This window comes from Limobrevibacterium gyesilva (assembly GCF_025989185.1).
Lineage (GTDB): Bacteria > Pseudomonadota > Alphaproteobacteria > Acetobacterales > Acetobacteraceae > Limobrevibacterium > Limobrevibacterium gyesilva.
In genome coordinates this window covers 1-22,801 of sequence record NZ_JAPDNT010000011.1, presented here as the reverse complement: position 1 = coordinate 22,801, position 22,801 = coordinate 1, and the positions used below count along the sequence as shown (strand labels likewise).

At 70.9% G+C, this 22,801-nt stretch carries 18 protein-coding genes; 4 read left to right on the top strand and 14 right to left on the bottom strand.

Going from position 1 to position 22,801, the window contains the following annotated elements:
• Window positions 1-160: 160 nt before the first annotated feature.
• The 3 genes from OL599_RS14120 to OL599_RS14110 are packed head-to-tail and all read right to left on the bottom strand — an operon-like array spanning window position 161 to window position 5,138.
• Window positions 161-1,681: a thymidine phosphorylase family protein gene (locus OL599_RS14120; protein WP_264714440.1), complete on the bottom strand. Its 1,521-nt coding sequence runs from the start codon at window positions 1,679-1,681 to the stop codon at window positions 161-163.
• Between the two features lie 17 nt (window positions 1,682-1,698).
• Window positions 1,699-2,262: a DUF924 family protein gene (locus tag OL599_RS14115; protein ID WP_264714439.1), complete on the bottom strand. Its 564-nt coding sequence runs from the start codon at window positions 2,260-2,262 to the stop codon at window positions 1,699-1,701.
• A complete protein-coding gene (locus OL599_RS14110; RefSeq protein WP_264714438.1) occupies window positions 2,259-5,138 on the bottom strand; it encodes an FAD-binding and (Fe-S)-binding domain-containing protein in 2,880 nt (959 codons plus the stop codon). The genes OL599_RS14115 and OL599_RS14110 overlap by 4 nt, the downstream gene beginning before the upstream one ends.
• Before the next feature lie 140 nt (window positions 5,139-5,278).
• Here OL599_RS14110 and OL599_RS14105 point away from each other — a divergent pair, with 140 nt between their 5' ends.
• On the top strand, window positions 5,279-6,463 hold the full coding sequence (locus OL599_RS14105; RefSeq protein ID WP_264714437.1) for a pyridoxal-phosphate-dependent aminotransferase family protein: 1,185 nt from the start codon (window positions 5,279-5,281) through the stop codon (window positions 6,461-6,463).
• A 40-nt stretch (window positions 6,464-6,503) separates the two neighbouring features.
• Window positions 6,504-7,199, top strand: a complete 696-nt coding sequence (locus OL599_RS14100; protein ID WP_264714436.1) for a glutathione S-transferase family protein — start codon at window positions 6,504-6,506, stop codon at window positions 7,197-7,199.
• On the opposite strand, the gene OL599_RS14095 is transcribed toward OL599_RS14100, so the two are convergent.
• Together OL599_RS14095 and OL599_RS14090 are read right to left on the bottom strand one after the other, a co-directional pair.
• Window positions 7,196-7,333 (bottom strand): hypothetical protein, encoded by a 138-nt coding sequence (locus tag OL599_RS14095; RefSeq protein WP_264714435.1) that lies wholly within the window; start codon window positions 7,331-7,333, stop codon window positions 7,196-7,198. The genes OL599_RS14100 and OL599_RS14095 overlap by 4 nt on opposite strands.
• Window positions 7,334-7,587: 254 nt before the next feature.
• The gene (locus OL599_RS14090) at window positions 7,588-8,133 is read right to left on the bottom strand and encodes a class I SAM-dependent methyltransferase (protein WP_264714434.1); all 546 of its coding nucleotides are present in this window, start codon (window positions 8,131-8,133) and stop codon (window positions 7,588-7,590) included.
• Window positions 8,134-8,436: 303 nt separating this feature from the next.
• Between OL599_RS14090 and OL599_RS14085 the strand changes: the two genes are divergently transcribed.
• Window positions 8,437-9,798 (top strand): PleD family two-component system response regulator, encoded by a 1,362-nt coding sequence (locus tag OL599_RS14085; protein ID WP_264714432.1) that lies wholly within the window; start codon window positions 8,437-8,439, stop codon window positions 9,796-9,798.
• A 69-nt stretch (window positions 9,799-9,867) separates the two neighbouring features.
• Here the strand turns inward: OL599_RS14085 and rpmG are convergent, their stop codons facing one another.
• The 9 genes from rpmG to gltX form a co-directional block, all read right to left on the bottom strand.
• Entirely contained in the window at window positions 9,868-10,035 is a 168-nt protein-coding gene (gene rpmG / locus OL599_RS14080) for a 50S ribosomal protein L33 (RefSeq protein WP_264714430.1), read from the bottom strand.
• A gap of 62 nt (window positions 10,036-10,097) precedes the next feature.
• Window positions 10,098-11,723, bottom strand: coding sequence for a S41 family peptidase (locus OL599_RS14075; RefSeq protein ID WP_264714429.1), 1,626 nt, complete (start codon window positions 11,721-11,723; stop codon window positions 10,098-10,100).
• Window positions 11,720-13,936 (bottom strand): ribonuclease R, encoded by a 2,217-nt coding sequence (rnr, locus tag OL599_RS14070; RefSeq protein ID WP_264714428.1) that lies wholly within the window; start codon window positions 13,934-13,936, stop codon window positions 11,720-11,722. The genes OL599_RS14075 and rnr overlap by 4 nt, the downstream gene beginning before the upstream one ends.
• A 1-nt stretch (window position 13,937) precedes the next feature.
• Complete coding sequence (gene topA / locus OL599_RS14065) at window positions 13,938-16,706, bottom strand: type I DNA topoisomerase (protein ID WP_264714427.1); 2,769 nt, start codon at window positions 16,704-16,706, stop codon at window positions 13,938-13,940.
• Window positions 16,707-16,726: 20 nt separating this feature from the next.
• Window positions 16,727-17,887 (bottom strand): DNA-processing protein DprA, encoded by a 1,161-nt coding sequence (dprA, locus tag OL599_RS14060; RefSeq protein ID WP_264714426.1) that lies wholly within the window; start codon window positions 17,885-17,887, stop codon window positions 16,727-16,729.
• Window positions 17,888-17,898: 11 nt separating this feature from the next.
• Window positions 17,899-18,498: a glycerol-3-phosphate 1-O-acyltransferase PlsY gene (gene plsY / locus OL599_RS14055; RefSeq protein WP_264714425.1), complete on the bottom strand. Its 600-nt coding sequence runs from the start codon at window positions 18,496-18,498 to the stop codon at window positions 17,899-17,901.
• 5 nt (window positions 18,499-18,503) lie between these two features.
• Complete coding sequence (locus OL599_RS14050) at window positions 18,504-19,781, bottom strand: dihydroorotase (RefSeq protein ID WP_264714424.1); 1,278 nt, start codon at window positions 19,779-19,781, stop codon at window positions 18,504-18,506.
• Window positions 19,774-20,670: an aspartate carbamoyltransferase catalytic subunit gene (locus tag OL599_RS14045; protein ID WP_408886941.1), complete on the bottom strand. Its 897-nt coding sequence runs from the start codon at window positions 20,668-20,670 to the stop codon at window positions 19,774-19,776. Before OL599_RS14045 ends, OL599_RS14050 begins: the two co-directional genes overlap by 8 nt.
• Before the next feature lie 106 nt (window positions 20,671-20,776).
• The gene (gene gltX / locus OL599_RS14040) at window positions 20,777-22,174 is read right to left on the bottom strand and encodes a glutamate--tRNA ligase (protein WP_264714422.1); all 1,398 of its coding nucleotides are present in this window, start codon (window positions 22,172-22,174) and stop codon (window positions 20,777-20,779) included.
• An 81-nt stretch (window positions 22,175-22,255) separates the two neighbouring features.
• Between gltX and OL599_RS14035 the strand changes: the two genes are divergently transcribed.
• A partial coding sequence (locus tag OL599_RS14035) for a DUF4131 domain-containing protein (RefSeq protein WP_264714421.1) occupies window positions 22,256-22,801 on the top strand: 546 nt, incomplete at its 3' end.

Here is a 22,801-nt window from a genome sequence, read left to right as displayed (position 1 = left end):
CCATGTCCGTCACGAGCCTATCCCGCTCGCATGTCCGCATCGGAGAAACGGTCGGGGTCGGCTGAATGGCTGATGTGGGCGCATACCTGACCTCGACAGGGCCAACTCCCTACGTCCGCTCGGCTCCCCCCAAAGCAGTCATCGGACAGGGTCGCCGGCATCAGCCCGCGATCCGGTAGCCGCTATCGGCCTGGGCGGCGGACAGCGCGAAGTCGAACTCGAACGGCTCGCTGGCATGGATGCGGTACAGCGGCTGGCCCTGCTGCACGCGCTCGCCGATCTTGCGGAAGACGGCGATGCCGGCCCCTTTCGCGATCGGCGCGCCGGCCAGCCGGGCGAGCCGGTTCATGCGCAGGTTGTCGATCGCCGTGATCGTGCCGTCGCGGTCGGCGGGGATCTCCACGGTCAGGCGGCACAGCTCGCTGCGGGCCGGCGGTGGGCCCTGGGCGTCGATGATGCGTTGCATGGCCGCCAGTGCCGCGCCGCTGTCGAGCAGGGAGACGGCGCGGCCGTAGCCGGCGCCGCCGCGCAACTGCGGATCGTTCTCCAGGATGCGGCCGGCCAGGCGCAGCGACTTCTCGCGCAGGTCGGCGGGGGCGGCGGGATCGCGGCCGAGCACCGCCATGACGTCGCGCGCCTCCAGCACCGGGCCGATGCCATTGCCGATCGGCTGGCTTCCGTCGGTCAGGGCCACTTCGGTGACCATGCCCAGCCGGTCGCCCAGCAGCTCGAACAGCTTGCGCAGGCGCTGCGCCTCGTTGCCGTCATGCACCTTGGCATGCGGGCCCACGGGAATGTCGATCAGCAGATGCGTGGAGCCGGCGGCGAGCTTCTTCGACAGGATGGAGGCGACCATCAGCTCGCGGGTGTCGATGCCCAGCGGCCGCTCCACGCCGATCAGCACGTCGTCGGCCGGCGACAGGCGGACATGGCCGCCCCAGACCAGGCAGCCCGAACAGGTCTCGACGACGCGGCGCATCTCCTCGGTGGTGAGGTCCACGCGCGCCAGCACCTCCATGGTGTCGGCGGTGCCCGCGGGCGAGGTGATGGCGCGCGAGGAGGTCTTCGGCATCACCAGCCCATGCGCGGCGACGATGGGGACCACGATCATCGAGGTGCGGTTGCCGGGGATGCCGCCGATGCAGTGCTTGTCCACGATCGGCGCGTGGTTCCAGGTGAGGCGCGTGCCGGCATCGGCCATGGCGCGGGTGAGGGCGAGCAGTTCCTCGGTGGACAGGAAGCTGGCGGCGCCGACGAGGAAGGCGGTGACTTCGATGTCGGCGTAGCGATAGGCGGCGAGGTCGCGGACGATCGCCGTGATCTCGTCGGTGCCGAGCGTCTGCCCCGCGATCTTGCGGCGCACGGCATCGAGGCTCTCCGGCGGGATCGCCGGCGCGACACGCACTTCGGTCCCTTCGGGCAGGCCGAAGCGGCGGAAGGCCGGCTCGGCGAGGCCGATCTCGTCCGGCCCGGGCAGGCCGGGCTGGTCGGAGGTCAGCAGCGAGGCGATGATCGCGCCGTTGGGGTGGGCGGCGCCGGGCGCGCGGACCTCGACCCGGCTGAAGCCGCGGAACAGGTCGGGGCGCAGCGCGTGCGAGGAGGCCGGGAGCACGGCGATGTTCTCGCGCCCGGTGTCGAGCGGCATGCGCCGGATGCGCAGGGCGACGCCTTCATGCGGCACGGTCCGGTCCCTTTGTCCTAGAACCCGCTGCCGGGTTCGGCGAGGTACGCTTCCTCCTCGGCCGTACTGGCCCGGCCAAGTGCGGCATTGCGGTGCGGAAAGCGGCCGAAGCGGCGGACGACGTCGCGGTGGCGGTGGGCATAGTCGATGCACCCGGCCAGTTGCGCCTCGCCGTCCAGCTGCTCGAACAGGCGCACCGACAAATCCTGGTCGGCCAGGTCCTCGGAATGCTCGAAGGGCAGATAGAGGAACACGCGCTGAACGGGCGTCAGGCGCGCATCCACGCCGCCGGCCACGGCGCCGCGGGCGATGCGGCGGGCATGGGCATCGCCGGCAAAGGCCATGTAGGTGCCGCGATGGATGTTGCGCGGGAACTGGTCCAGCGCGATCAGCAGCGCCAGCGTCCCGGCGGGCGTGTCCGCCCATGGGTCCAGCGTTCCGTCCAGCGCGGCCTCGGCGGTGACGGCGAAACGGGTGCGGCACTGTGCGTCGAAATCCTCGTTCTTCGTGAACCAGGGGTCGCGGCGGAACAGGTTGGGCTCGCCCTGGAACCAGAAATCCAGCACGTCGTCGGTCGTCACAGGGCGCGCTCCATGATGCGGACGGAATGTACGGCAACGCGCCCCGACAGGTCGCGGATCTGATGGCGGCAGCTGGTGCCGTCGGCAACGATGATGTCGTCGGCGGCGGCGGCGCGCACCGCCGGCAGCAGGCCGGCTTCCGCCATCGCCTTCGACACCTCCAGCGTTTCGCTCTGGTAGCCGAACGCGCCGGCCATGCCGCAGCAGGACGACGCGATCGGCTTCACCTGCAGCTCCGGCACCTGCCGGAGTGCGGCGAGTGCGGCGGGGAAGGCGCCGAAGCTCTTCTGGTGGCAGTGGCCGTGCACATGTGCCGTAGCCGGCAAAGGCTTCAGCGCCCAGGCGGGCTTTTCTTTCGCCAGGAATTCGCCGAGCAGCATGGCGCGGTCGGCCAGCGCGCGCGAGTCTGCGCCCGGCAGCAGCGAGGCGAATTCGTCCTTCAGCGTGAACAGGCAGGACGGTTCCAGGCCGATCACCGGGATGTCGCCAGCCAGCGCCTGCAAGGTTCGCGCGGCCTCGGCGCGGGCGCGATCGACCAGGCCCGCGGAGAGGTAGGTGCGGCCGCAGCACAGCGGGCGGCCAGCGGCCTTGGGCAGGATCGCGCGCACGCCGGCGGCGCGCAGCACGCGCAAGGCGGCGCGCAGATTCTCCGGCTCGAAATAGCGGTTGAAGGTGTCGGCCAGCAGGAACACGTCGCGCGTGGCCGGCGTCGCGTCGGCCTCGGCGTCGCGGAAGGCATCGCCGCGCCATTCCGGCAGGCTGCGCTCGGCGGCGAAGCCGATGCGCGCGCCCAGCCGGCGCAGGGCAGGGACGCGGTTGCGCAGATTGGCAAGGCCGGGCAGCCTTGAAGCGAACGGGGCGAGGCGCGGCAGTTCGGCGACGAGGCGTTCGCGCAGGGCCACGCCGTGGCGCTCGGCCTGGGCCGCCAGCACCTCGATCTTCATCTTGGCCATGTCCACGCCGGTGGGGCATTCGCGGCGGCAGGCCTTGCAGGAGACGCAGAGTTTCATGCTTTCGGCGAGCTCCGCGCCGGCCATGGCGTCGGGGCCGAGCTGGCCGGTCAGCGCCAGGCGCAGCGTGTTGGCGCGCCCGCGCGTCAGATGCGCCTCGTCGGCGGTGGCGCGGAAGCTCGGGCACATCACGCCGGCGTCGAACTTCCGGCAGGTGCCGTTGTTGTTGCACATCTCGACCGCGCCGAGCATCCCGCCGAGCGGGCCGGGATAGGCGGACCAGTCGAGCTTCGGCGTGAAGCCGGGGGCGTCGGCATAGCCGGGCCGGTAGCGGAACAGGCTGCGGTCGTCCATGCGCGGCGCGCGCACGATGCGGTTCGGGTTCAGCAGCCCGGCGGGGTCGAACGCATCCTTCACCTGCTCGAAGGCGCGGACGATGCGCGGGCCGAACATCTCCGCGTGGAACTCGCTGCGCACGATGCCGTCGCCGTGCTCGCCGGAATGGCTGCCCTTGTAGGCACGCACGAGGGCGAAACATTCTTCCGCGACGGCGCGCATGGTGGCGACGTCGGCCGGGTCCTTCATGTTCAGCACCGGGCGGACATGCAGGCAGCCGACGGAGGCGTGGGCATACCAGGTGCCCTTGGTGCCGTGTTTCGCGAACACGTCGTTGAGGCGCTCGGTGTAGTCGGCGAGGTCCGGCAGTGCCACCGCGCAGTCCTCGATGAACGACACCGGCTTCCCGTCGCCCTTCATGGACATCATGATGTTCAGCCCGGCCTCGCGCACTTCGGCGATGTCGGCCTGGAAGGCGGCGTCGGTCGCGCGCACCACCGCGCCGGGATGGCCGAGATCGGCCATCATCGTGTCGAGCTCGGCGAGTTTCGCGAACAGCGGCGCGTCCTCGTGGCCGTGGAACTCCACGATCAGCACGCTGTCGGGCTCGCCGATGAGCATGCGGTCGATGGTGTTGCGGTAGATCGGGATGGCGCGGCCAAGCTCGATCATGGTGCGGTCCACCAGCTCCACCGCCTCGGGGTCGAGCGTCACCAGATGCTGCGATGCCGCCATCGCCGCGCGGAAGGTGGGGAACTGGCAGATGCCCAGGACCTTGCGCGGCTTGATCGGATGCAGCGTGAGTTCGATCGCCGCCGAGAAGGCCAGCGTGCCTTCCGATCCCACCAGCAGGCGAGCCAGGTTCTCCCGTCCGGCCGCGCGCGCGGCCGGGGTCAGCACGTCGATGTTGTAGCCGCCGACGCGGCGGAGCTGCGTGGGGAAGCGGGCCGCGATCTCCTCGGCCTCCGTGGCGCCCAGGGTGCGCAAGTGCTGGATCAGCGCGGCGATGTTGCCAGGAACGTCGGCGCCGAGGTTGTCGGGCAGGGCGCCGAAACGATGCTGCGTGCCATCGGCGAGGATGGCGTCGATGGCGGTGACGTTGTCGGCCATCAGCCCGTAGCGGATGGACTTGGAGCCGCAGGAATTGTTGCCGGCCATGCCGCCGATGGTGCAGCGCGCATGCGTCGAGGGATCGACGGGGAAGAAGACGCCGCGCGGGCGGATCGCGGCATTCAGGTGCCCGAGCACGATGCCGGGCTGCACCAGCGCGCGGTTGCCGTCGACCTCGATGACGTTGCGCAGGTGCTTCGTGCAGTCGATCACCAGCGCGCGGTTGACGGTCTGGCCGCACTGGCTGGTGCCGCCGCCGCGTGGCAGCACGGGCACGCCGGCCTCGCGGCAGACGGACAGGGCGGCCATCACGTCCTCGATCCGCCGCGGCACGATCACGCCGATGGGCTCCATTTGGTAGATCGACGCGTCGGTGGCGTAACGGCCGCGGTCGGCGCGGCCGAACAGAACCTCGCCCTCGATCTCCCGCCGCAACCGGGCTGCGAGACCGGAGTCGCCGATATCGACATGCACGTTCATGGGTGTCCTCTCCGCCGCCGCCGCAGGATAGGCAAGGGGGGCGGGCCTGTCCGATTGATTCTCGTGCTTGATCGGAGAAGGCCAATTCATTGGCAAGCCCGTCCGGGCCGGGGCATTGTCCGGCCGGACAGGAGGACCCCATGGCCTATTACGAGACGTCGCGTGCACCCGGCCGCCATTTCCTGCAGATCCCCGGGCCCACCAACGTGCCCGACCGGGTGCTGCGCGCCATGGACAACCCGACCATGGACCATCGCGGCCCCGATTTCGGCCGGCTGGGCCTGGAGATCCTGGCCAATCTGCGCCGCGTGTTCCAGACCGAGGGCCCCGTGGTGATCTACCCAGCCTCCGGCACCGGCGCGTGGGAGGCGGCGCTGACCAACACGCTGTCGCCCGGCGACGCCGTGCTGATGTGCCGCACCGGCTGGTTCGCGAGCCTCTGGCAGGAGATGGCCGTGCGGCTGCAACTGGTGCCGCAGTTCATCGACACCGACTGGCGCCGCGGCGCCGATGTGGACGCGATCGGCGCGGCGCTGGCGAAGGATACGGCGCACCGCATCAAGGCGGTGTGCGTGGTGCACAACGAGACCTCCACCGGCTGCACCAGCCGCATCGACGAGGTGCGCGCGGCCATGGACGCGGCGCGGCATCCGGCGCTGCTGCTGGTCGATACGATCTCTTCGCTCGCCAGCATCGACTACCGCCATGATGCCTGGGGTGTGGACGTGACCGTGGCGGGATCGCAGAAGGGGCTGATGCTGCCGCCCGGGCTGAGCTTCAACGCCGTCAGCGCCAAGGCCCTGAAGGCCGCGGAGTCGGCGAAGCTGCCGCGCAGCTACTGGGACTGGCGGCCGATGCTGGCGGCGAACGAGACCGGATATTTTCCCTACACCCCCGGAACGAACCTGCTCTACGGCCTCGACGCCGCGGTGAAGATGCTGCTGGAGGAGGGGCTGGTGAACGTGTTCGCCCGCCACGACCGCCACGCCGAGGCCACGCGCCGCGCCGTGCGCGCCTGGGGGCTGGAGGTGCAATGCGCCGATCCGCGCCACTATTCCTCGTCGCTCACCGCGGTGCGGGTGCCGGAGGGGCATAGTGCGGACAGGCTGCGCGCGGTGATCCTGGAGAAATACAACATGAGCCTGGGCAACGGCCTGGGCCAGTTGAAGGACCGGGTGTTCCGCATCGGCCATCTCGGCGATCTCTCCGACCTGCAGCTGATCGGAACCCTGGGCGGCATCGAGATGGGGCTGCGCGCCGCCGGTGTGCCGCACCGTGCGGGCGGCGCGCAGGCGGCGATCGACTACCTGGCGGGAAACGCCTGACACCCCACATAGGCGGCACGCGAGCAAGAGGGAGAGCGCGATGATCAAGGCCTATAGCTGGCCCACCCCCAACGGACACAAGGTGCACATCGCGCTGGAGGAGCTGGGGCTGCCCTACACGGTCGTTCCCGTGGACATCGGCAAGGGCGACCAGTTCAAGCCCGAGTTCCTGGCCATCACGCCGAACCACCGCATTCCCGCCATCGTCGATCCCGACGGACCTGGCGGCAAGCAGATCACCCTGTTCGAGTCCGGCGCGATCCTGATCTACCTGGCGGAGAAGGCCGGCAAGCTGATCCCCAAGGATGCGCATGCGCGCTACAAATGCCTGGAATGGCTGATGTTCCAGATGGGCGGCATCGGCCCGATGTTCGGCCAGTTCGGCCATTTCGCCAACTACGCGCCGGAGAAGATCCCGTACGCGATCGAACGCTACCAGAACGAAGTCAGGCGCCTGCACGGCGTGCTGGACAAGCGGCTGTCGCAGGTCGAGTACCTGGCCGGCGATGCGTATTCGATCGCCGACATCATCACCTATCCCTGGCTGCGCTTCCCGGAGCGCCGCAACATCGACATGGCCGAGTATCCGAACCTGAAGCGCTGGTTCGACATGGTCGACGCCCGCCCGGCGGTGCAGCGCGGGGTCGCCGTGCTCAGCGAGAACCAGCGTCGTGGCTCGATGACCGATGCCGAACGCGAGGTGCTGTTCGGCAAGACGCAGTTCGCCGCACGCTAGCGCTCCACCAATTGCGCCGGCGATCCGGCGGCGGTGGTGAGGGCATAGGTCACCCCCCGCACCACCGCCACGCCGATCCAGATGGCCGACACGATGACCACCCAGCGCAGCACGGGGGTGTTGTGCCGTTCCATCATGAGCCTCCTTTTCCAGGATGTTCCGGATTACGGCGCCATGGCCGTCACCGGCGCCCGAACAGGCGCACCAGGCGCCTGCGCCGCCTGGTGTCGGCGCAGGCGAGGAACAGGGCGGCGGCTGCGATGTCGGCCGTCAGGATCAGGGTCTCCAGCATGATTTTCCTCGCCGAAGTGGCGCTGGAGAATTCGTGCAGGGCCCATAGGAATGCGACGGGCAACGCCCTCGTGCGGCATAGGAATCCGATAGAGGGCTATGCGGCGGCCGGGGTGTAGCGCCAGACACTTGCCGGCGGGAGGTTCAGGGGCGTCCAGGCCTCGCGCCGCGCCGTCAGCCGGTGCTTGCGCCACGGCAGCGGCGAGGTGGCGCAATAGCTGTAGTGCAGGAAGCCCCGGCCCGGCGCCACCGCCTCAATGGCGTCGATGAAGCGGCGCTGCTGGGTCAGCGGCAGCAGCACCAGCGGTATGCCGCACACCACCGTGCCGATACGGCCGTGCCAGCGGGACGGCAGCAGCTCGGGCAGGCGGCGCGCGTCGCCCTCGATCACGTTGGCGCCCGGCAGCACGCGGCGCAGATGGGCGGCCATGTCCGGCACGATCTCCACGACGAACAGGCGCTCGGGCTCAAGGCCGGCCTCGAGCAGTGCCCGCGAGATCACGCCGGTGCCGGCGCCCAGCTCGATCACCGCCTCGTCGCCCCCGCAACGCGACTGGGCCACGACACGGCGGCACAGCGCCGGAGACGACGGCACGACCGACCCCATCTGCAGCGGGTTCGCGATCCATTTGCGGAAGAACATCCAGGGATCGGATGTATCCGGCCGACTATCGATGCTCGCGGGTTCTGCATTTCGCCGGCGTGTATTCATCGCGTTTGTCATATTTCTGTCACTTGTGCTTGCGAATAGTGTGCCTCTGCCACCGATGTTGCTAGCGCAAAGCCAGCACATGGGAAAGGCGGGTGCGGCGCAAAACCCGTTGCTGCGCCGTGCTTTCGCGGCACGCCCGCACACGGTATCGTGTTCCTGAGCCGGCTGTGCCGCTGCGGCATGCCTGCGAGGCTTGCGTCTGGACCAATACCTGGAAGGCATGATCAGGCGCCGATGACCGCCCGAATCCTCATCGTTGACGATGTTCCCGCCAACACCCGCCTGCTGGAAGCGAAGCTGGGGGCCGAGTACTACCAGGTGTCGGTGGCCCATGACGGGTTCCAGGCGCTCCACCTGGCCGCAAGCTGGCAGCCGGACCTCGTCCTGCTGGACGTGATGATGCCGGAGCTCGACGGCTACGAGACCTGCCGGCGCCTGAAGGAGGATCCGAAGACCCTCCACATCCCCGTGGTGATGATCACGGCACTCAGCGAGCCTGGCGAACGCGTGCGTGGGCTGGAGGTCGGGGCGGACGATTTCCTGACCAAGCCGGTGGACTACGACACCCTGCTGGCACGGGTGAAGTCGCTGGTGCGGCTGAAGCGGCTGCTCGACGAGTGGCGCATGCGCGGCGAGACCGCCCGCGCCCTGGGCCTGACCGGCGAAACGTTCAGCCCGCCCTCGGTGGCCGGCGCCCGCGCCCTGCTGGTGGATGACCGGGAGTCCGGGCTGCAACAGGCGCAGGATGCCCTAGCGCGCGAAGGCATCGTGAGCGGGCGCGCCGGCAGCGAGAGCGCGGCGCTGCAACTGACCGCGGCAATGCCGTTCGACCTGGTGGTGCTAAGCCTGTCGCTGACCGCCGAGGATCCGCTTCGGCTCGCCTCGCGTCTGCGCGCGGCCGACGAGACCCATAACATTCCCATGCTGCTGATCGCCGATCCCGAGCAGAAGAGCCGAATCCTCCGCGGCTTCGACCTCGGAGCCAATGACTGGCTGGTGCGCCCGGTGGACGAGAACGAATTGCGCGTCCGCGCGCGCAACCAGATCCGCCGCAAGTTCTACCAGGACCGGCTGCGCGCCGACCTGGGCCATGCGCTGGAGATGGCGCTGACCGATCCGCTGACCGGCTTCTACAACCAGCGCTATCTGATGCGCCATTTGCGCAGCCTGATCGGCGCCGGGCAGCCGAACGGGATCGCGGTGATGATGATCGACGTGGACAATTTCAAGTCGGTCAATGATCGCTGGGGCCACCCCGTCGGCGACCAGGCGCTGCGCAGCATCGCCGAGGCGTTGCGCCGGCGCATCCGCGTGTTCGACTCGATCGCCCGCTACGGCGGCGAGGAGTTCGTGGTGGTGATGCCGGGGACCGGCCCGCAGGAAGCAGCCATTGCGGCAGAGCGGCTGCGCAGCGCCATCGCGGAGCTGCCTTTCGCGCCCGAGCCGGGTATCGCCCACGCGCTGAGCGTGAGCATCGGCGTGTCGTGCAGCAATGGCGAACCGGTCACGGCCGAGCAGCTTCTGCACGCGGCCGACCAGGCGCTGTACCAGGCGAAACGGGCGGGGCGAAACCGAAGCGAAATCGCCGCGCCCTGACGGCGCGGCGACGAAGGTAAGCCGAAGCAAAAGCGGCGAATGTGCCGCCCGGGAGGCCCGGGCGGGCGCCTACTTGATCTTGGCTTCCTTGAACGTCACGTGCTTGCGCGCGACGGGGTCGTATTTCTGCAGCTCCAGCTTGCCGGTCTGGGCGCGGGCGTTCTTCTTGGTCACGTAGAAATACCCGGTGTCCGCGGTGGACACGAGCTTGATCTGGATGGTGTTCGACTTGGCCATGATTGGTTCCCGGGGAGCATAAGGCAGGCATGAGGCTGCGGATGCGCAGCCGGCAGAGCGGCTTAATTGCTCACCGGGGCCGTCGGCGTCAAGCTTTGCGGTGCCGGCAGCCGCGCAGGGCCGCCCGGCGGCAGCGCCAGCAGGGCCGCGGCATACGCCGCCGGGCTGTCGATCAGGGTGCGGGCAGCGGCCAGGTCCGCCTCGCCGCCCAGGGCGGCCGGGCAGGCGGCGCGGATCTCCAGGGCCTCGGCGGGCGGCAATGGCGGGCGGGCGGCACGATGGCGGGCGAGGGCGGCGGCCATCGGCTGGATGCCGCGGGCCAGGGTGGCGAGCTGGCGGTTCAGCACCTCCTGCCCCAGGCTGGTGCATACCTGCGGCAGCACGCCCAGGCTCTGCAGCGGCCAGCCCAGCGGCGCCAGCACGCGGCTCCAGGTCACCAGCAGCTCGCCGCCGTCGGGCAGGGCGGTGATGGTCTGCACCAGCCCCTTGCCCAGCGTGGCGCTGCCCACGACCACCGCGCGGCGCTGGTCGGCCAGCGATGCGGCAAGGATCTCCGCCGCGCTGGCCGAGCCGCCATCGACCAGCACCACTACCGGCAGGAAGCGGGCAAGGTCCTTGCCGTCGGCCAGGAACACATGCGCCGCATCGGGATCGCGCCCCGCCGTCACCGCCACGACGCCATCGGCCTGCAGCATGGCAGCGGCGGCCACGGCCTGCTGCAGCACGCCGCCGCGGTTGCCGCGCAGATCGATCACGACCCCGCGTGGCGGCGACGGGTCGGAGACGCCGCGAATCAGCTCCTGCGCCAGGCGGGAGCCGGTGTTGCGGCTGAAACCGGTGATCCGCAGCACCAGCAGGTCGCCGGCGCGCTGGACGAACACGGTCTCCGGCGGGATCAGGCTGCGCTCCAGCTCCACGCTGCGGGTGCGGTCGTCGCGGCCGCGCAGGGTCAGGATTACATGCGTGCGCTCGGGTCCGGCCAGCAGCGCGGCGACGGCCTGAAGATCCGCCCCCTGGGTGGACGCGCCGTCCACCGCCAGCAGGCGCTCGCCCGGCCGGATGCCGGCCTGGGCGGCGGGGCTGCCGGCCTGGACGCCGGCCACCACGAAGCCGCCGCCGCGATAGGCGACGTCCAGCCCGACGCCGGCGCGGCCGGCGCGGCGAACCCGGTCCGCTTCCGCCTCCCTGGGCGGGGAATAGCGGGAATACGGGTCCATGTGGTTGAACAGCTCATCGAAGAAGCTGCGGATGATGCCCTGGGTGCCGGCGTGGCGCACCTGGTCGGAGGCGTCCCAGGCGGCGCGTATGACCTGGGCGATGGCCTCGCCCCAGGCGGTGGCGTCGGTCGCGGGCGGCGCCGGACGCGACAGCAGCACGCGCCCGGACGGCCCGCTGAGCACCAGCGTGCCATCGGACTTGCCGCCGCCTTTCAGGTCGGCGAGCAGCCGCGGATCGAGCGCGGCGACACCGCGCAGGCCCCACAGCGCCATTTGCGGCACTGGGACCTCCTCCAGCGTGCGTGGGGCCATGAAGACGAGCGCCGTCGCGGTCACCTGCGCCACCAGCGGCTGGTTCAGCAGCGGGCGGGCCAAGGTGGGCGGATCGGCCCAGGCGATGTCGATCAGGAACGGCGAGGCGTTGACCGGCACGGCGAGGATGAGCAGCAGCAGGAGGCCGGCTTTTCTCACCTCTGGCGCGAGCGCCCCCGTACTTGAACGCGTGGCGCGCCGGAAGCCGCGCGGGGCGGACGGCCCGGAATGCCCTGCATGATGTGGAACACGAGGCCCCCGGTCACGGGGCTCGCCTCGGCCAACCGTACCTCCACTTCCTGCGCCAGGCGGAATGTCAGGCGGGTGCGGCGTCCGGACAGCGTCTGCGACGCTTCGTCATGCATCCAGAAATCATCGGGAAGTGTCGACACAGGCACGAGTCCGCTGGCTCCGCTGCCCGCGACTGTGACGAAAAGTCCGAAGCGGGTCACGCCGGAAATGCGTGCGGCGAAGCTGGAACCGACCTTGTCGGCCATAAACACCGCAAGATAGCGGTCGATCGCGTCGCGTTCGGCCAGCGCAGCCCGCCGTTCCGTCGCCGTGATGTGCTCGCAGGTGTCGGGAAGGCGGGAAACCTCCTCCTCCGCCAGCGCGCCGGCGCCGAGTCGCAGGCCGGCGATGAGCGCGCGGTGCACCAGCAGATCGGCGTAGCGGCGGATCGGGCTGGTGAAATGCGCGTAGCGGGACAGTGCGAGGCCGAAATGACCGATGTTCTCGATGTCGTAGGCGGCCTGCATCTGGCTGCGCAGCACCACCTCGTTCACCAGGATCGCCTCCTCGGTCCCGGCCACCTGCTTCAGCACGCGGTCGAGGTCGCGCGGATGGATCTGGTTGCCGGGCGGCAGGCTGATGTCGAAGCCGCGCAGGAACATGCGCAGGTTCTCGAGCTTCTCCTCGGAGGGCGGGGCGTGGACGCGATAGACGCAAGGCTGGCGCAGCCGCTCCAGCTCCTCGGCGGCGCAGACATTGGCCAGCACCATGAACTCCTCGATCAGCCGGTGGCTGTCCAGGCGCGGGCGCGGGGCGACGGCGGCGACGCGCCCTTCGTCGTCCAGCACCACCTTGCGTTCCGGCAGGTCGAGGTCGAGCGTGCCGCGCGCGTTGCGGGCGGCCAGCAGGGCACGAAAGGCGGCGTAGAGTGCCGGCAGCGGCAGGTCCAGGCCGTCGCCGCGGTCCTCGGCGGCCTGCACCTGCTCGTAGGTCAGCCGCGCGGCGCTGCGCATCAGCCCGCGGCCGAAACGGTGCGCCAGCTTTCGGCCATCGGCGCCGATGGTCATTTCCACGAACAGGCAGCCCCGGTCCTCGTCCGGGCGCAGGCTGCACCAGCCATTGGACAGGGCTTCCGGCAGCATCGGCACGACGCGGTCGGGGAAGTAGCAGGAGTTGCCGCGGGTCCAGGAGGCACGGTCCAGCGCCGAGCCGGGGCGGACATAATGCGAAACGTCGGCGATGGCGACGTACAGGCGGAAGCCGCCGGGGTTGGTGCCGCTGGCGTCGGGCTCGGCGTACACGGCGTCGTCGAAATCGCGCGCGTCCTCGCCGTCGATGGTGACCAGCGGGAGCTGGCGCAGGTCGGTGCGGCCCTGCACGGCGACGCCGCGCGCCCGCTGCGCCTCCTGCAACGCGGCGTCGGTGAACACGGTGGGGATGTCGTGGGTGTGGATCACCACCAGCGAGACCGAGCGGGCGTCGCCCATGTTGCCCAGGCGCTCGACGATGCGCGCCTGTTTCAGGCCGTAGCCGGTGGAGGGCAGGGGGGCGGCGAGCACGATCTCGCCGGCCTCGGCGCCGTCGGCCTCGCCGGGCGGGATGACCCATTCCGCCTTGGCCCGCTTGTCGGTGGGCACCAGCCTGTCGCCGCCCGGGCCGGGGCGGTACACGCCGAGAATGCGTCCGGGCGCCTCCGACAGGCGCTTGAGCGTGCGCCCTTCGTATTTCCCGGCGCCGATCGGGCGCAGCCGCGCCAGCACCCGTTCGCCCGGGGCGAGGGCGGGGCGGCCGCGCGGCTCGGGCGCCATGAAGACGGTGGGCGGCGGACCCTCGCCCTCCCAGCCCACAGGGCGGGCCACGGCGTCACCATCAGGGTCGGTGCCAGTCACTTGCACCACCATGGCGTCGGGCAGGCGGCCCGGGGCGGCGAAGCGGCGATGGCCGGCCGGCGCCACGTGGCCGTCGCCGGCCAGTTCCTTCAGCAGGGCGCGCAGGGCGACCCGATGCTCGGGGCCGAGGCCGAAATGCCGGCTGATCTCGCGCTTGCCCACACGTCCCGGGGCGTCGCGGATGAAACGGCGAATCTCGTCGCGCCCAGGCAGTCCGCCGGAGGGGGTTTCCGGGCGGCGCTTGCGCGGCATTCTATCCGGCTGCCTTGTCGGAAGCCCCCGGGGCCGCAGACTTTCTTGCGGCCGGCTTCTTCGCGGCGGGTTTTTTCGCCGCCGGCTTCCTGGCCGCCGCCTTCGTTGGCGCGGCCTTCTTCGGCGCGGCCTTGCCGGCCGTCGCCTTCCTGGCCGGCGCCTTCTTCGGCGCGGCCGCCTTATTCGGCGCCGTCTCGGTCGCGGTCTTCGGAGCGGCCTTCGCGGCCTTGGCCGTAGCCTTGCGCCCGCCGCGCGGCTTCAGCTGCTTGCCCTTCTCGGCCAGCAGCGCCACCGCCTGAGCGATGGTGATGTCGTCCATCATCACGTCGCGCGGCACGTTGGCGACCGTGTTGGCGTGCTGCACATACGGGCCGAACCGGCCCTTGCGCACCAGCACCGGCTCCTTGTCGGCGGGGTGCGGCCCCAGCGTTCGGACGCTTGCGAGCTTCCGGGCCAGCACATCGACGGCGCGGTTGAGGCCGACCGACAGCACGTCGTCGTCCTTGTCGAGCGAGGCGAACACGCCGCCCATCTTCACATAGGGGCCGAAGCGGCCGATGCCGGCCTCGATCGGCTCTTTCGTCTCCGGATGGGTGCCGACGTTGCGCGGCAGCGACAGCAGGCCCAGGGCCTGCTCCAGAGTCAGCGTGTCGCCGTCCACGCCGCGCGGCAGGCTGGTGCGGCGCGGCTTGGTCTTGCTGTCCGGCACCTGCTCGCCCTGCTGGGCGTACACGCCGTAGGGGCCGCGGCGCACGGTGATGGGCTCGCCGGTGTCGGGATGGTGGCCCAGCTCGCGCATGCCCTCCTTCAGCGTCTCGCCCGCCTCCTCGCCCCCGTCCATGCCGAGACGGCGGGTGTACTGGCAGTTCGGGTAGTTCGAGCAGCCGACGAAGCTGCCGTGCCGGCCGAGCTTCAGCCCCAGCCGCCCCTTGCCGCAGGCCGGGCAGCTGCGCGGATCGGAGCCGTCGTCGCGCGGCGGGAAGAAGTGCGGACCGAGATCCTGGTCGAGTGCCGAGATCACGTCGCTGATCTTCAGGTCCTTGGTCTGGTCGACGGCGCGGGAGAACTCCTCCCAGAAGGCCCGCATCACCGCGCGCCAGTCGGCCCGCCCGCCGGAGATGTCGTCGAGCTGCTCCTCCAGCGAGGCGGTGAAGCCGGTATCGACATAGCGTTCGAAGAAGCTGGTCAGGAACGCCGTGACCAGGCGGCCGCGGTCCTCCGGCATGAAGCGGCGCTTGTCCAGCTTCACGTATTTGCGGTCCTGCAGCACCGACAGGATCGAGGCGTAGGTGGAGGGGCGGCCGATGCCCAGCTCCTCCATCTTCTTCACCAGGCTGGCTTCCGAGTAGCGCGGCGGCGGCTGGGTGAAATGCTGGTCGGCCAGCACCTCGCCGCGGCGCAGCGGGTCGCGCTCGGCCATCGGTGGCAGCATGCGGTTCTCGTCCTCGGCCTCGCCCTCGGCGGTGTCGTCCTTGTCCTCGCGGTACAGCTTCAGGAAGCCGTCGAAGGCGAGGATGGAGCCGGTGGCGCGCAGGCGCGGGCCCTTGGGGCGCGCGGGATCGGCGATCTCCACCGTCACCTGGTCCAGCTCGGCCGACTGCATCTGGCTGGCGACGGCGCGCTTCCAGATCAGCTCGTAGAGGCGGCGCTGGTCCGGGTTCAGGTAGCGGGCGACGCGCTCGGGGGTCAGCGCCACGTCGGTGGGACGGATCGCCTCGTGCGCCTCCTGGGCGTTCTTGGCCTTGCTGCTGTATTCGCGCGGGGCGCCGGGCAGGTAGGGCGTGCCGTATTCGGCCTTCACGTGGTCGCGGATGGCGGAAATCGCCTCGCGCGCCATCTGCACGCCGTCGGTGCGCATGTAGGTGATCAGGCCGACGGTGTCGCCGTCGATGTCCACGCCTTCGTACAGCCCCTGCGCCAGGCGCATGGTCTGCTGCGCGCCGAAGCCGAGCTTGCGCGAGGCTTCCTGCTGCACGGTGGAGGTGGTGAACGGCGCCGGCGGGTTGCGCTTGACGCGGCGGCGCTCGACGCCGGCCACCGTGAAGGTGCCGGCCTCGACGGCGGCCTTGGCGCGGTTGGCCAGTTCGGCGGTGTTGAGGTCGAACTGGTCGAGCTTCTTCCCGTCCAGATGCGTCAGCCGCGCCGTGAACGGGGCGCCGGCGGGGGTGGTGAACTGCGCCTCGACGGTCCAGTACTCGCGCGGCCGGAACGCCTCGATCTCCGCCTCGCGCTCGCAGATCAGGCGCAGCGCCACCGATTGCACGCGCCCGGCGCTGCGGCTGCCCGGCAGCTTGCGCCACAGCACCGGCGAGAGGGTGAAGCCGACCAGGTAGTCCAGCGCGCGGCGGGCCATGTAGGCCTCGATCAGCGGCTGATCGAGGTCACGGGGGTGGGCGATGGCGTAGCGGACGGCGTTGCGGGTGATCTCGTTGAAGGTGATGCGGCGGACATCCACCCCCTTCAGCGCGTGCCTGTCAGCCAGCATGGCCCGCACATGCCACGAGATGGCCTCGCCCTCGCGATCCGGGTCGGTGGCGAGATAGAGGGTTTTCGCCCCTTTCAGCGCCTTGGCGATGGCCGCGATCTGGCGGCTGCCACGGTCGTCCGCGGCCCAGTCCATCTCGAAATCCTGTTCGGGCCGCACGCTGCCATCCTTGGGCGGCAGGTCGCGCACATGCCCGAAGCTGGCCAGCACGGTATAACCGCTGCCCAGATATTTGTTGATTGTCTTGGCCTTGGCGGGGGATTCGACGACAACGACGTCCGACATTTGATCCTATTGGGTGGGGGCTAGACCCCCGGTTCTCCGAGCAGCGCAACCCGGTTGCCCGGCAACGCCTCCACTCGCCCCGCGATCTCCAGGTCCAGCAGGACGGACATGACGGCGGCCGCAGAGAACTGGCAGCGCCGGATAAGATCGTCAACCGCTGTGGGTGCCGGGCCCAGCAGGCCCAGCACCTCGGACCGGGCCTGCAGGAGCTCTTCGGGCGCCATATCCGGCTGCTCATCGATGGCTGCGAGCGGCTCGCGAAGCCCGCGCGGCGGGCCCTGGGGCGCGTCGCGGGCGAACAGCGGCGAGCGCGAGATGCCCTCACGCAAATGTTCCAGCACGTCCGCCGCGGTCTCGGCCAGCACCGCGCCCTCGCGCAACAGGCCGTTGGAGCCGCGGCAGCGCGGATCCAGCGGCGAGCCGGGGACTGCGAACACGTCCCGGTTGGCCTCGACGGCGAGGCGCGCGGTGATCAGGCTGCCGGAGCGGGGCGCCGCCTCCACCACCACCACGCCCAGCGACAGGCCGGCGATGATGCGGTTGCGGCGCGGGAAATGGCGCGCCTGCGGGGCGGTGCCGGGCGGCGCCTCGGCGACGACGGCGCCGCCGGCGGCGATGCGGGCCTGCAGGGCGGCGTTCTCGGACGGGTAGACGACATCGATGCCGCCGGCCACGCAGGCGACGGTGCGGCCGGCGTGCAGCGCGCCGGCATGGGCGGCGGCGTCGATGCCGCGGGCGAGCCCGGAGACGACGACCAACCCGGCGGCGGCCAGTTCCTCGGCCATGCTCTCGGCGATGCGCTGCCCATTGGCGGACGCATTGCGGCTGCCCACCACCGCCACCGATCGCGCCGCCGTTGCCGACGCGTCGCCCAGCACCGCGATCACCGGCGGCGCGTCGTCCAGCAGTGCCAGCAACGGCGGGTAGTCTGAACGGTCCAGGAACAGCAGCCGGGCGCCAAGCTTGCGCACCCGCTCGATCTCGCGCAGCGCCACAGCGGGCGGCGGGATTTCCGGCGGCGTGGCCCGGCCGCCGGCGCGGGCGAGGCCGGGCAGGGCGTCGAGTGCGGCCGCGGCGCTGCCGAAGCGGCGCAGCAGGCGGCGATAGGCGACCGGCCCGACACCGTCCGTGCGCGCGAGGCGCAACCGGTCGATCATGTCGCGTTCCGGGTCGACCCTCATTTGGCGGCGCCTTATTTCCCCGCGCCGATCCGGGGCTCGGTCCCGGAGATCAACCGTTCGATGTTGGTGCGGTGGCGCAGATAGACCATGGCAGCCACGGCCAAGGCGAGGCCCAGCACGGGCTGCTGGGCATGCAGCGCAAACGCCAGGATCGGCGCCGCGGCGAAGGCGGCCAGGGCACTGGCCGAGGAGATGCGGGTGACGGCGGCGGTGGCGATCCAGACCGCACCCGACAGCAGGCCGACCAGGGGGCTGGCGGCGATCAGCACGCCGAACCCGGTGGCCACCCCCTTGCCCCCGCGGAAGCGCAGCCAGACCGGGAACAGATGGCCGATGACTGCGGCGAGCCCGGCCACGAACACGCCGGGAACCCCGGCGATCGCCTGGCCCAGCAGCACGGCGGCGGCCCCTTTCGCGCCGTCCAGCAGCACCGTCGCGGCGGCGAGGCCCTTGCGCCCGGTCCGCAGCACATTGGTGGCGCCGATATTGCCCGAGCCCACCTTGCGGATGTCGCCCAGCCCGGCCGCGCGCGTCAGCAGCAGGCCGAACGGGATGGCGCCGATCAGGTAGGCGGCGGCGGCCACGAGCACCAGCGAGGTCGAGAGGTCCATGCCCGTCATGCGCCGAACACCCGGCGTCCGGCCTTCCAGGTGCCGACGACCCGGCCTTCCAGGGCGCGCCCATCGAACGGCGTGTTCTGCGCCTTGCCGGGCAGGGCGCCGGCTTCCACCTGCCAGGCGCGGTCCGGCTGGAACAGGCACAGATCGGCGGCGACGCCTTTGCCCAGGGTGCCGGCCGCGCTGCCCAGCAGCCGCGCCGGGCGGACGGTCAGCAGGCCGAGCGCCTGGATCAGCGGCAGCGTGCCGCCATGCACCTGCACCAGCGTCACCGCCAGCAACGTCGCGAGCCCGGCGCCGCCGGCCGCCGCCTGGGCGAACGGCAGGCGCTTGTCGTCGGCGTCGCGCGGCTGATGGTCGCTGGCGATGGCGTCGATGGTGCCGTCGGCCAGCGCCGCGGCGACGGCGAGGCGGTCGGCCTCGCGGCGCAGCGGCGGCGACAGCTTGGCGTAGGTGCGGAAATTGCCGATCGCCGTCTCGTTCAGGTCGAAATAGGGCGGCGCCGTGTCGCAGGTGACGGCCAGCCCGTCCGCCTTGGCGCGGCGGATCAGCTCCAGCGCCTCGGCGGTGGAGACATGCGCGAAATGCACGGTGCCGCCGGTCATCTGCGCCAGCCTGATATCGCGCGCCACCAGGATCGCCTCGGCGGCGGCGGGAATCGCCGGCAGCCCCAGCCGCGTCGCCAGCTCGCCCTGGGTGGCGGCACCCCCCTCGGCCAGGCTCGGCTCCTCGGGATGCTGGACGACGCGCGCGCCGAAGCCGCTGGCATAGGACAGGATCAGCCGCATCATCCGCGCCGAGCCGATCGCCCGCGCGCCGTCGGTGAAGGCCACCGCGCCGGCCTCGTGCAGCAGGCCGATCTCGGCCATCTCCTCGCCGCGGCAGCCGCGCGTGGCGGCGGCGTAAGGCAGGATGGTCAGGCTGCCCGTCTCCTCGCCGCGGGTCCGCAGCAGGCGTACCAGCGCCGGGTCATCGATCGTAGGGCGGGTGTCGGGCAGTGCGGCCAGGGTGGTGATGCCGCCGGCCGCTGCGGCCTCGGCGGCCGATGTGATGGTTTCCCGGTATTCGCCGCCGGGCTCGCCCAGTTCGGCGCGCATGTCGACAAGGCCGGGGCAGAGCACGGCGCCGTCGCCCTCGATGAGCGTGGCCCCGTCCGGCTGGCCCAGCGACGGGCCGAGATCGGCGATCTTCCCGTCGCGCACCAGCAACTCCCCGGGCTGGTCGAGGCCGGCGGCGGGGTCGATCAGGCGGACATTGCGGAACAGGAGGTCAGTCATTGCGATGGTTCGCCCGGGACAGGATATCGAGCACGGCCATGCGAACCGCGACGCCCATCTCCACCTGCTCCTTGATGACGCTGCGCTCAGGGTGATCCGCCACCGCGCTGTCGATCTCCACGCCGCGGTTCATCGGGCCGGGATGCATCACCAGGGCATCCGGCTTCGCATAGGCGAATTTTTCGGAATCAAGGCCATAGAAGCGGAAATATTCTCGAAAGCTGGGGATCAGGCTGCGGTTCATCCGCTCCCGCTGCAGGCGCAGCATCATCACGATATCGGCGCCGTCCAGGCCGGATTTCATGTCGTGGAACACGTCCACGCCCAGCCTCTCGGCGTTGGACGGCAGCAGCGTCGGCGGGCCGACCACGCGCACCCGGCTGCCCATGGCCGTCAGCAGGTGGATGTTGCTGCGGGCCACGCGGCTGTGCAGCACGTCGCCGCAGATGGCGATGGTCAGCCCCTGCAAGCGCCCCTTGCGGCGGCGGATGGTCAGCGCGTCCAGCAATGCCTGGGTGGGATGCTCGTGGGTGCCGTCGCCGGCGTTGATCACCGCCGCGTCCACTTTCTGTGCCAGCAGCGCGGGTGCGCCGGACTGGTCGTGGCGCACCACCAGCAGGTCACAGTTCATCGCGTTCAGCGTGGCCGCGGTGTCGAGCAGCGTCTCGCCCTTGTTCACGCTGCTGGTGGAGACGGACATGTTGATCACGTCCGCCCCCAGCCGCTTGCCTGCCAGTTCGAAGCTGGTGCGGGTGCGGGTGCTGTCCTCGAAGAACAAATTGATCAGGGTGCGGCCGCGCAGCAGGTCGCGCTGAGTCTTGCCGGACCGGTTGAGCAGCACATAGCTCTCGGCCAGGTCGAGCATGGCGTCGATCTGGGGCGGGTGCATGCCCTCGATCTGCAGCAGATGGCGGTTGCGGTGGTGCAAAGGTCCGAGTCCCGGGGCTGTCCGGGGCCGGACCTTAGCGGCGGTGTGGACGCGCCGCCAGCACCCCTCAGGTCGATACCGCAGCGATCCGGGCCAGCGCCTCTTCGCGGCCAAGCGCTGCCAGGGTCATGTCGATCCCCGGGCTCACGGTGCTGCCGGCGACGGCGGCGCGCAGCGGCTGCGCCACCTGGCCGAGCTTCCTGCCATGCGTCTCGGCAAACGCGCGCAAAGCGGCGTCGATGCGTTCCGGGCCGAAGTCCGTCCCGGCCAGGGCGGCCGCCAGCTCACGCAGCATCAGCCGGTTCTCGGCGGTCAGAAGCGCGGCGGCCTTCGGCTCCATGGGCAGCGGCAGCGGGTGCGCCAGGAAAGCCGCGGAATCCGCGAGGTCCACGAGTGTCTTCGCACGCTCCTTCAGGCCAGGCATGAGGGTGCGGATGCGGTGCGCCGCGACCGTGCCCAGCGCCAGCTCCGGCCGGTGGGCCAGCCGCTGCAGCACCTCCTGGGTCAGCCGGTCGTCATCGGCCCGGCGCAGCCAGATGCCGTTCACATGGGTCAGCTTGGCGTAGTCCATGCGGCTGGCGGCGCGGCCGACGCCGCCGAGGTCGAACAGCGCAATCGCCTCCTCGCGCGACAGGATCTCGGCGTCGCCATGGCCCCAGCCCAGGCGCAGCAGGTAGTTGCACAGCGCCTCCGGCAGATAGCCCTCCTCGCGGAACTCCAGCACCGACACCGCGCCGTGGCGCTTGGACAGCTTGGCGCCGTCGGCGCCATGGATCAGCGGGATGTGGGCGAAATGCGGCTTGTCCCAGCCCATTGCGTCGTAGACCTGCACCTGGCGGAAGGTGTTGGTCAGGTGGTCGTCGCCGCGGACCACATGGGTGATGCCCATGTCGTGATCGTCGACCACCACCGCGTGCAGGTAGGTCGGCGTGCCGTCGCTGCGCAGGATGATCATGTCGTCGAGTTCCGTGTTGCCGACGCGCACGTCGCCCTGCACCAGGTCGGCGACCACGGTCTCGCCGTCACGCGGGGCTTTCAGGCGGATCGCGGGCTTCACGCCGGGGGGCGCGTCCTTGGGGTCGCGGTCGCGCCAGCGCCCGTCGTAGCGGGGCGGCCGGCCCTCGGCCAATGCCTGCTCGCGCATCTGCTTCAGCTCATCCGGCGTGCAGTAGCAGCGATAGGCGTGGCCCGATTCCAGCATCTGCATCGCCACCTCGGCGTGCCGGGCCTGGCGCGTGGACTGGTAGACCGGCGGCTCGTCCGGGGTCAGGCCGAGCCAGGCAAGGCCGTCCAGGATCACCTGCGTGGCCTGCGCGGTGCTGCGTTCCCGGTCGGTGTCCTCGATGCGCAGCAGGAACTGGCCGCCGTGGTGGCGGCTGAACAGGTAGTTGAACAGGGCGGTCCGGGCGCCGCCGATATGCAGCAGGCCGGTGGGGCTGGGGGCGAAACGGGTGCGGACGGTCATGCTCTATGCTCTCAGGGAAGGCGCGGCTTCTAGCATGACGGACCATGACGGCGAGAGGTCTGCCAGGGTAGCGTAACGGCCATGCAGCAGCAGATCGCGACCGCACCCGCCGCCTGGCAGCTTCGGGCGCAGGCGGCGACGGCGCGGGTGGCCGCCTGGGCGGCGGCCGAGCGTGGCCGTTTCGCGCTGTGGCTGCCGGTGCTGATGGCGGCGGGCGTGGCCGGCTATTTCACCCTGACGGTCGAGCCGCCGGCCTGGGCCAGTGCCGTGGCGCTGGTGCTGTGCCTGGGCTTGGGCGGGCTGGCCGGGTACCGGCCCTGGCTGCGCGCGCCGTGCTGGGCGGCCGCGGCGGTGGCGCTCGGGTTCGGCTCGGCCCAGCTCGCCACCGCGCGCGCGCCGCCTCTGGTGGAGGTGCCGTCGCGGGCCGCCATCGTCACCGGCACGGTGCGCATGGTGGAACAGCTGCCGCAGGGGCGGCGCGTGCTGCTGGAGCAGCCGTCGCTGGACGGCGGCGCGGCCTTGCCGCGCGCGGTACGGGTGCGGCTGCGCGCCGGCGACGAGGTGGCCGTGGCGACCGGCGACACGTTGCGCGTACGAGCCCTGCTGATGCGCCCCGCGCCGCCCGCC

Coding starts and splice junctions, on each gene's coding strand:
- OL599_RS14110 (WP_264714438.1), bottom strand. CDS start 5,138: ATGAACGTGCATGTCGATATCGGCGACTCCGGTCTCGCAGCCCGGTTG.
- OL599_RS14105 (WP_264714437.1), top strand. CDS start 5,279: ATGGCCTATTACGAGACGTCGCGTGCACCCGGCCGCCATTTCCTGCAG.
- OL599_RS14100 (WP_264714436.1), top strand. CDS start 6,504: ATGATCAAGGCCTATAGCTGGCCCACCCCCAACGGACACAAGGTGCAC.
- OL599_RS14095 (WP_264714435.1), bottom strand. CDS start 7,333: ATGGAACGGCACAACACCCCCGTGCTGCGCTGGGTGGTCATCGTGTCG.
- OL599_RS14090 (WP_264714434.1), bottom strand. CDS start 8,133: ATGTTCTTCCGCAAATGGATCGCGAACCCGCTGCAGATGGGGTCGGTC.
- OL599_RS14085 (WP_264714432.1), top strand. CDS start 8,437: ATGACCGCCCGAATCCTCATCGTTGACGATGTTCCCGCCAACACCCGC.
- rpmG (WP_264714430.1), bottom strand. CDS start 10,035: ATGGCCAAGTCGAACACCATCCAGATCAAGCTCGTGTCCACCGCGGAC.
- rnr (WP_264714428.1), bottom strand. CDS start 13,936: ATGCCGCGCAAGCGCCGCCCGGAAACCCCCTCCGGCGGACTGCCTGGG.
- topA (WP_264714427.1), bottom strand. CDS start 16,706: ATGTCGGACGTCGTTGTCGTCGAATCCCCCGCCAAGGCCAAGACAATC.
- dprA (WP_264714426.1), bottom strand. CDS start 17,887: ATGAGGGTCGACCCGGAACGCGACATGATCGACCGGTTGCGCCTCGCG.
- plsY (WP_264714425.1), bottom strand. CDS start 18,498: ATGGACCTCTCGACCTCGCTGGTGCTCGTGGCCGCCGCCGCCTACCTG.
- OL599_RS14050 (WP_264714424.1), bottom strand. CDS start 19,781: ATGACTGACCTCCTGTTCCGCAATGTCCGCCTGATCGACCCCGCCGCC.
- OL599_RS14045 (WP_408886941.1), bottom strand. CDS start 20,670: ATGCACCCGCCCCAGATCGACGCCATGCTCGACCTGGCCGAGAGCTAT.
- gltX (WP_264714422.1), bottom strand. CDS start 22,174: ATGACCGTCCGCACCCGTTTCGCCCCCAGCCCCACCGGCCTGCTGCAT.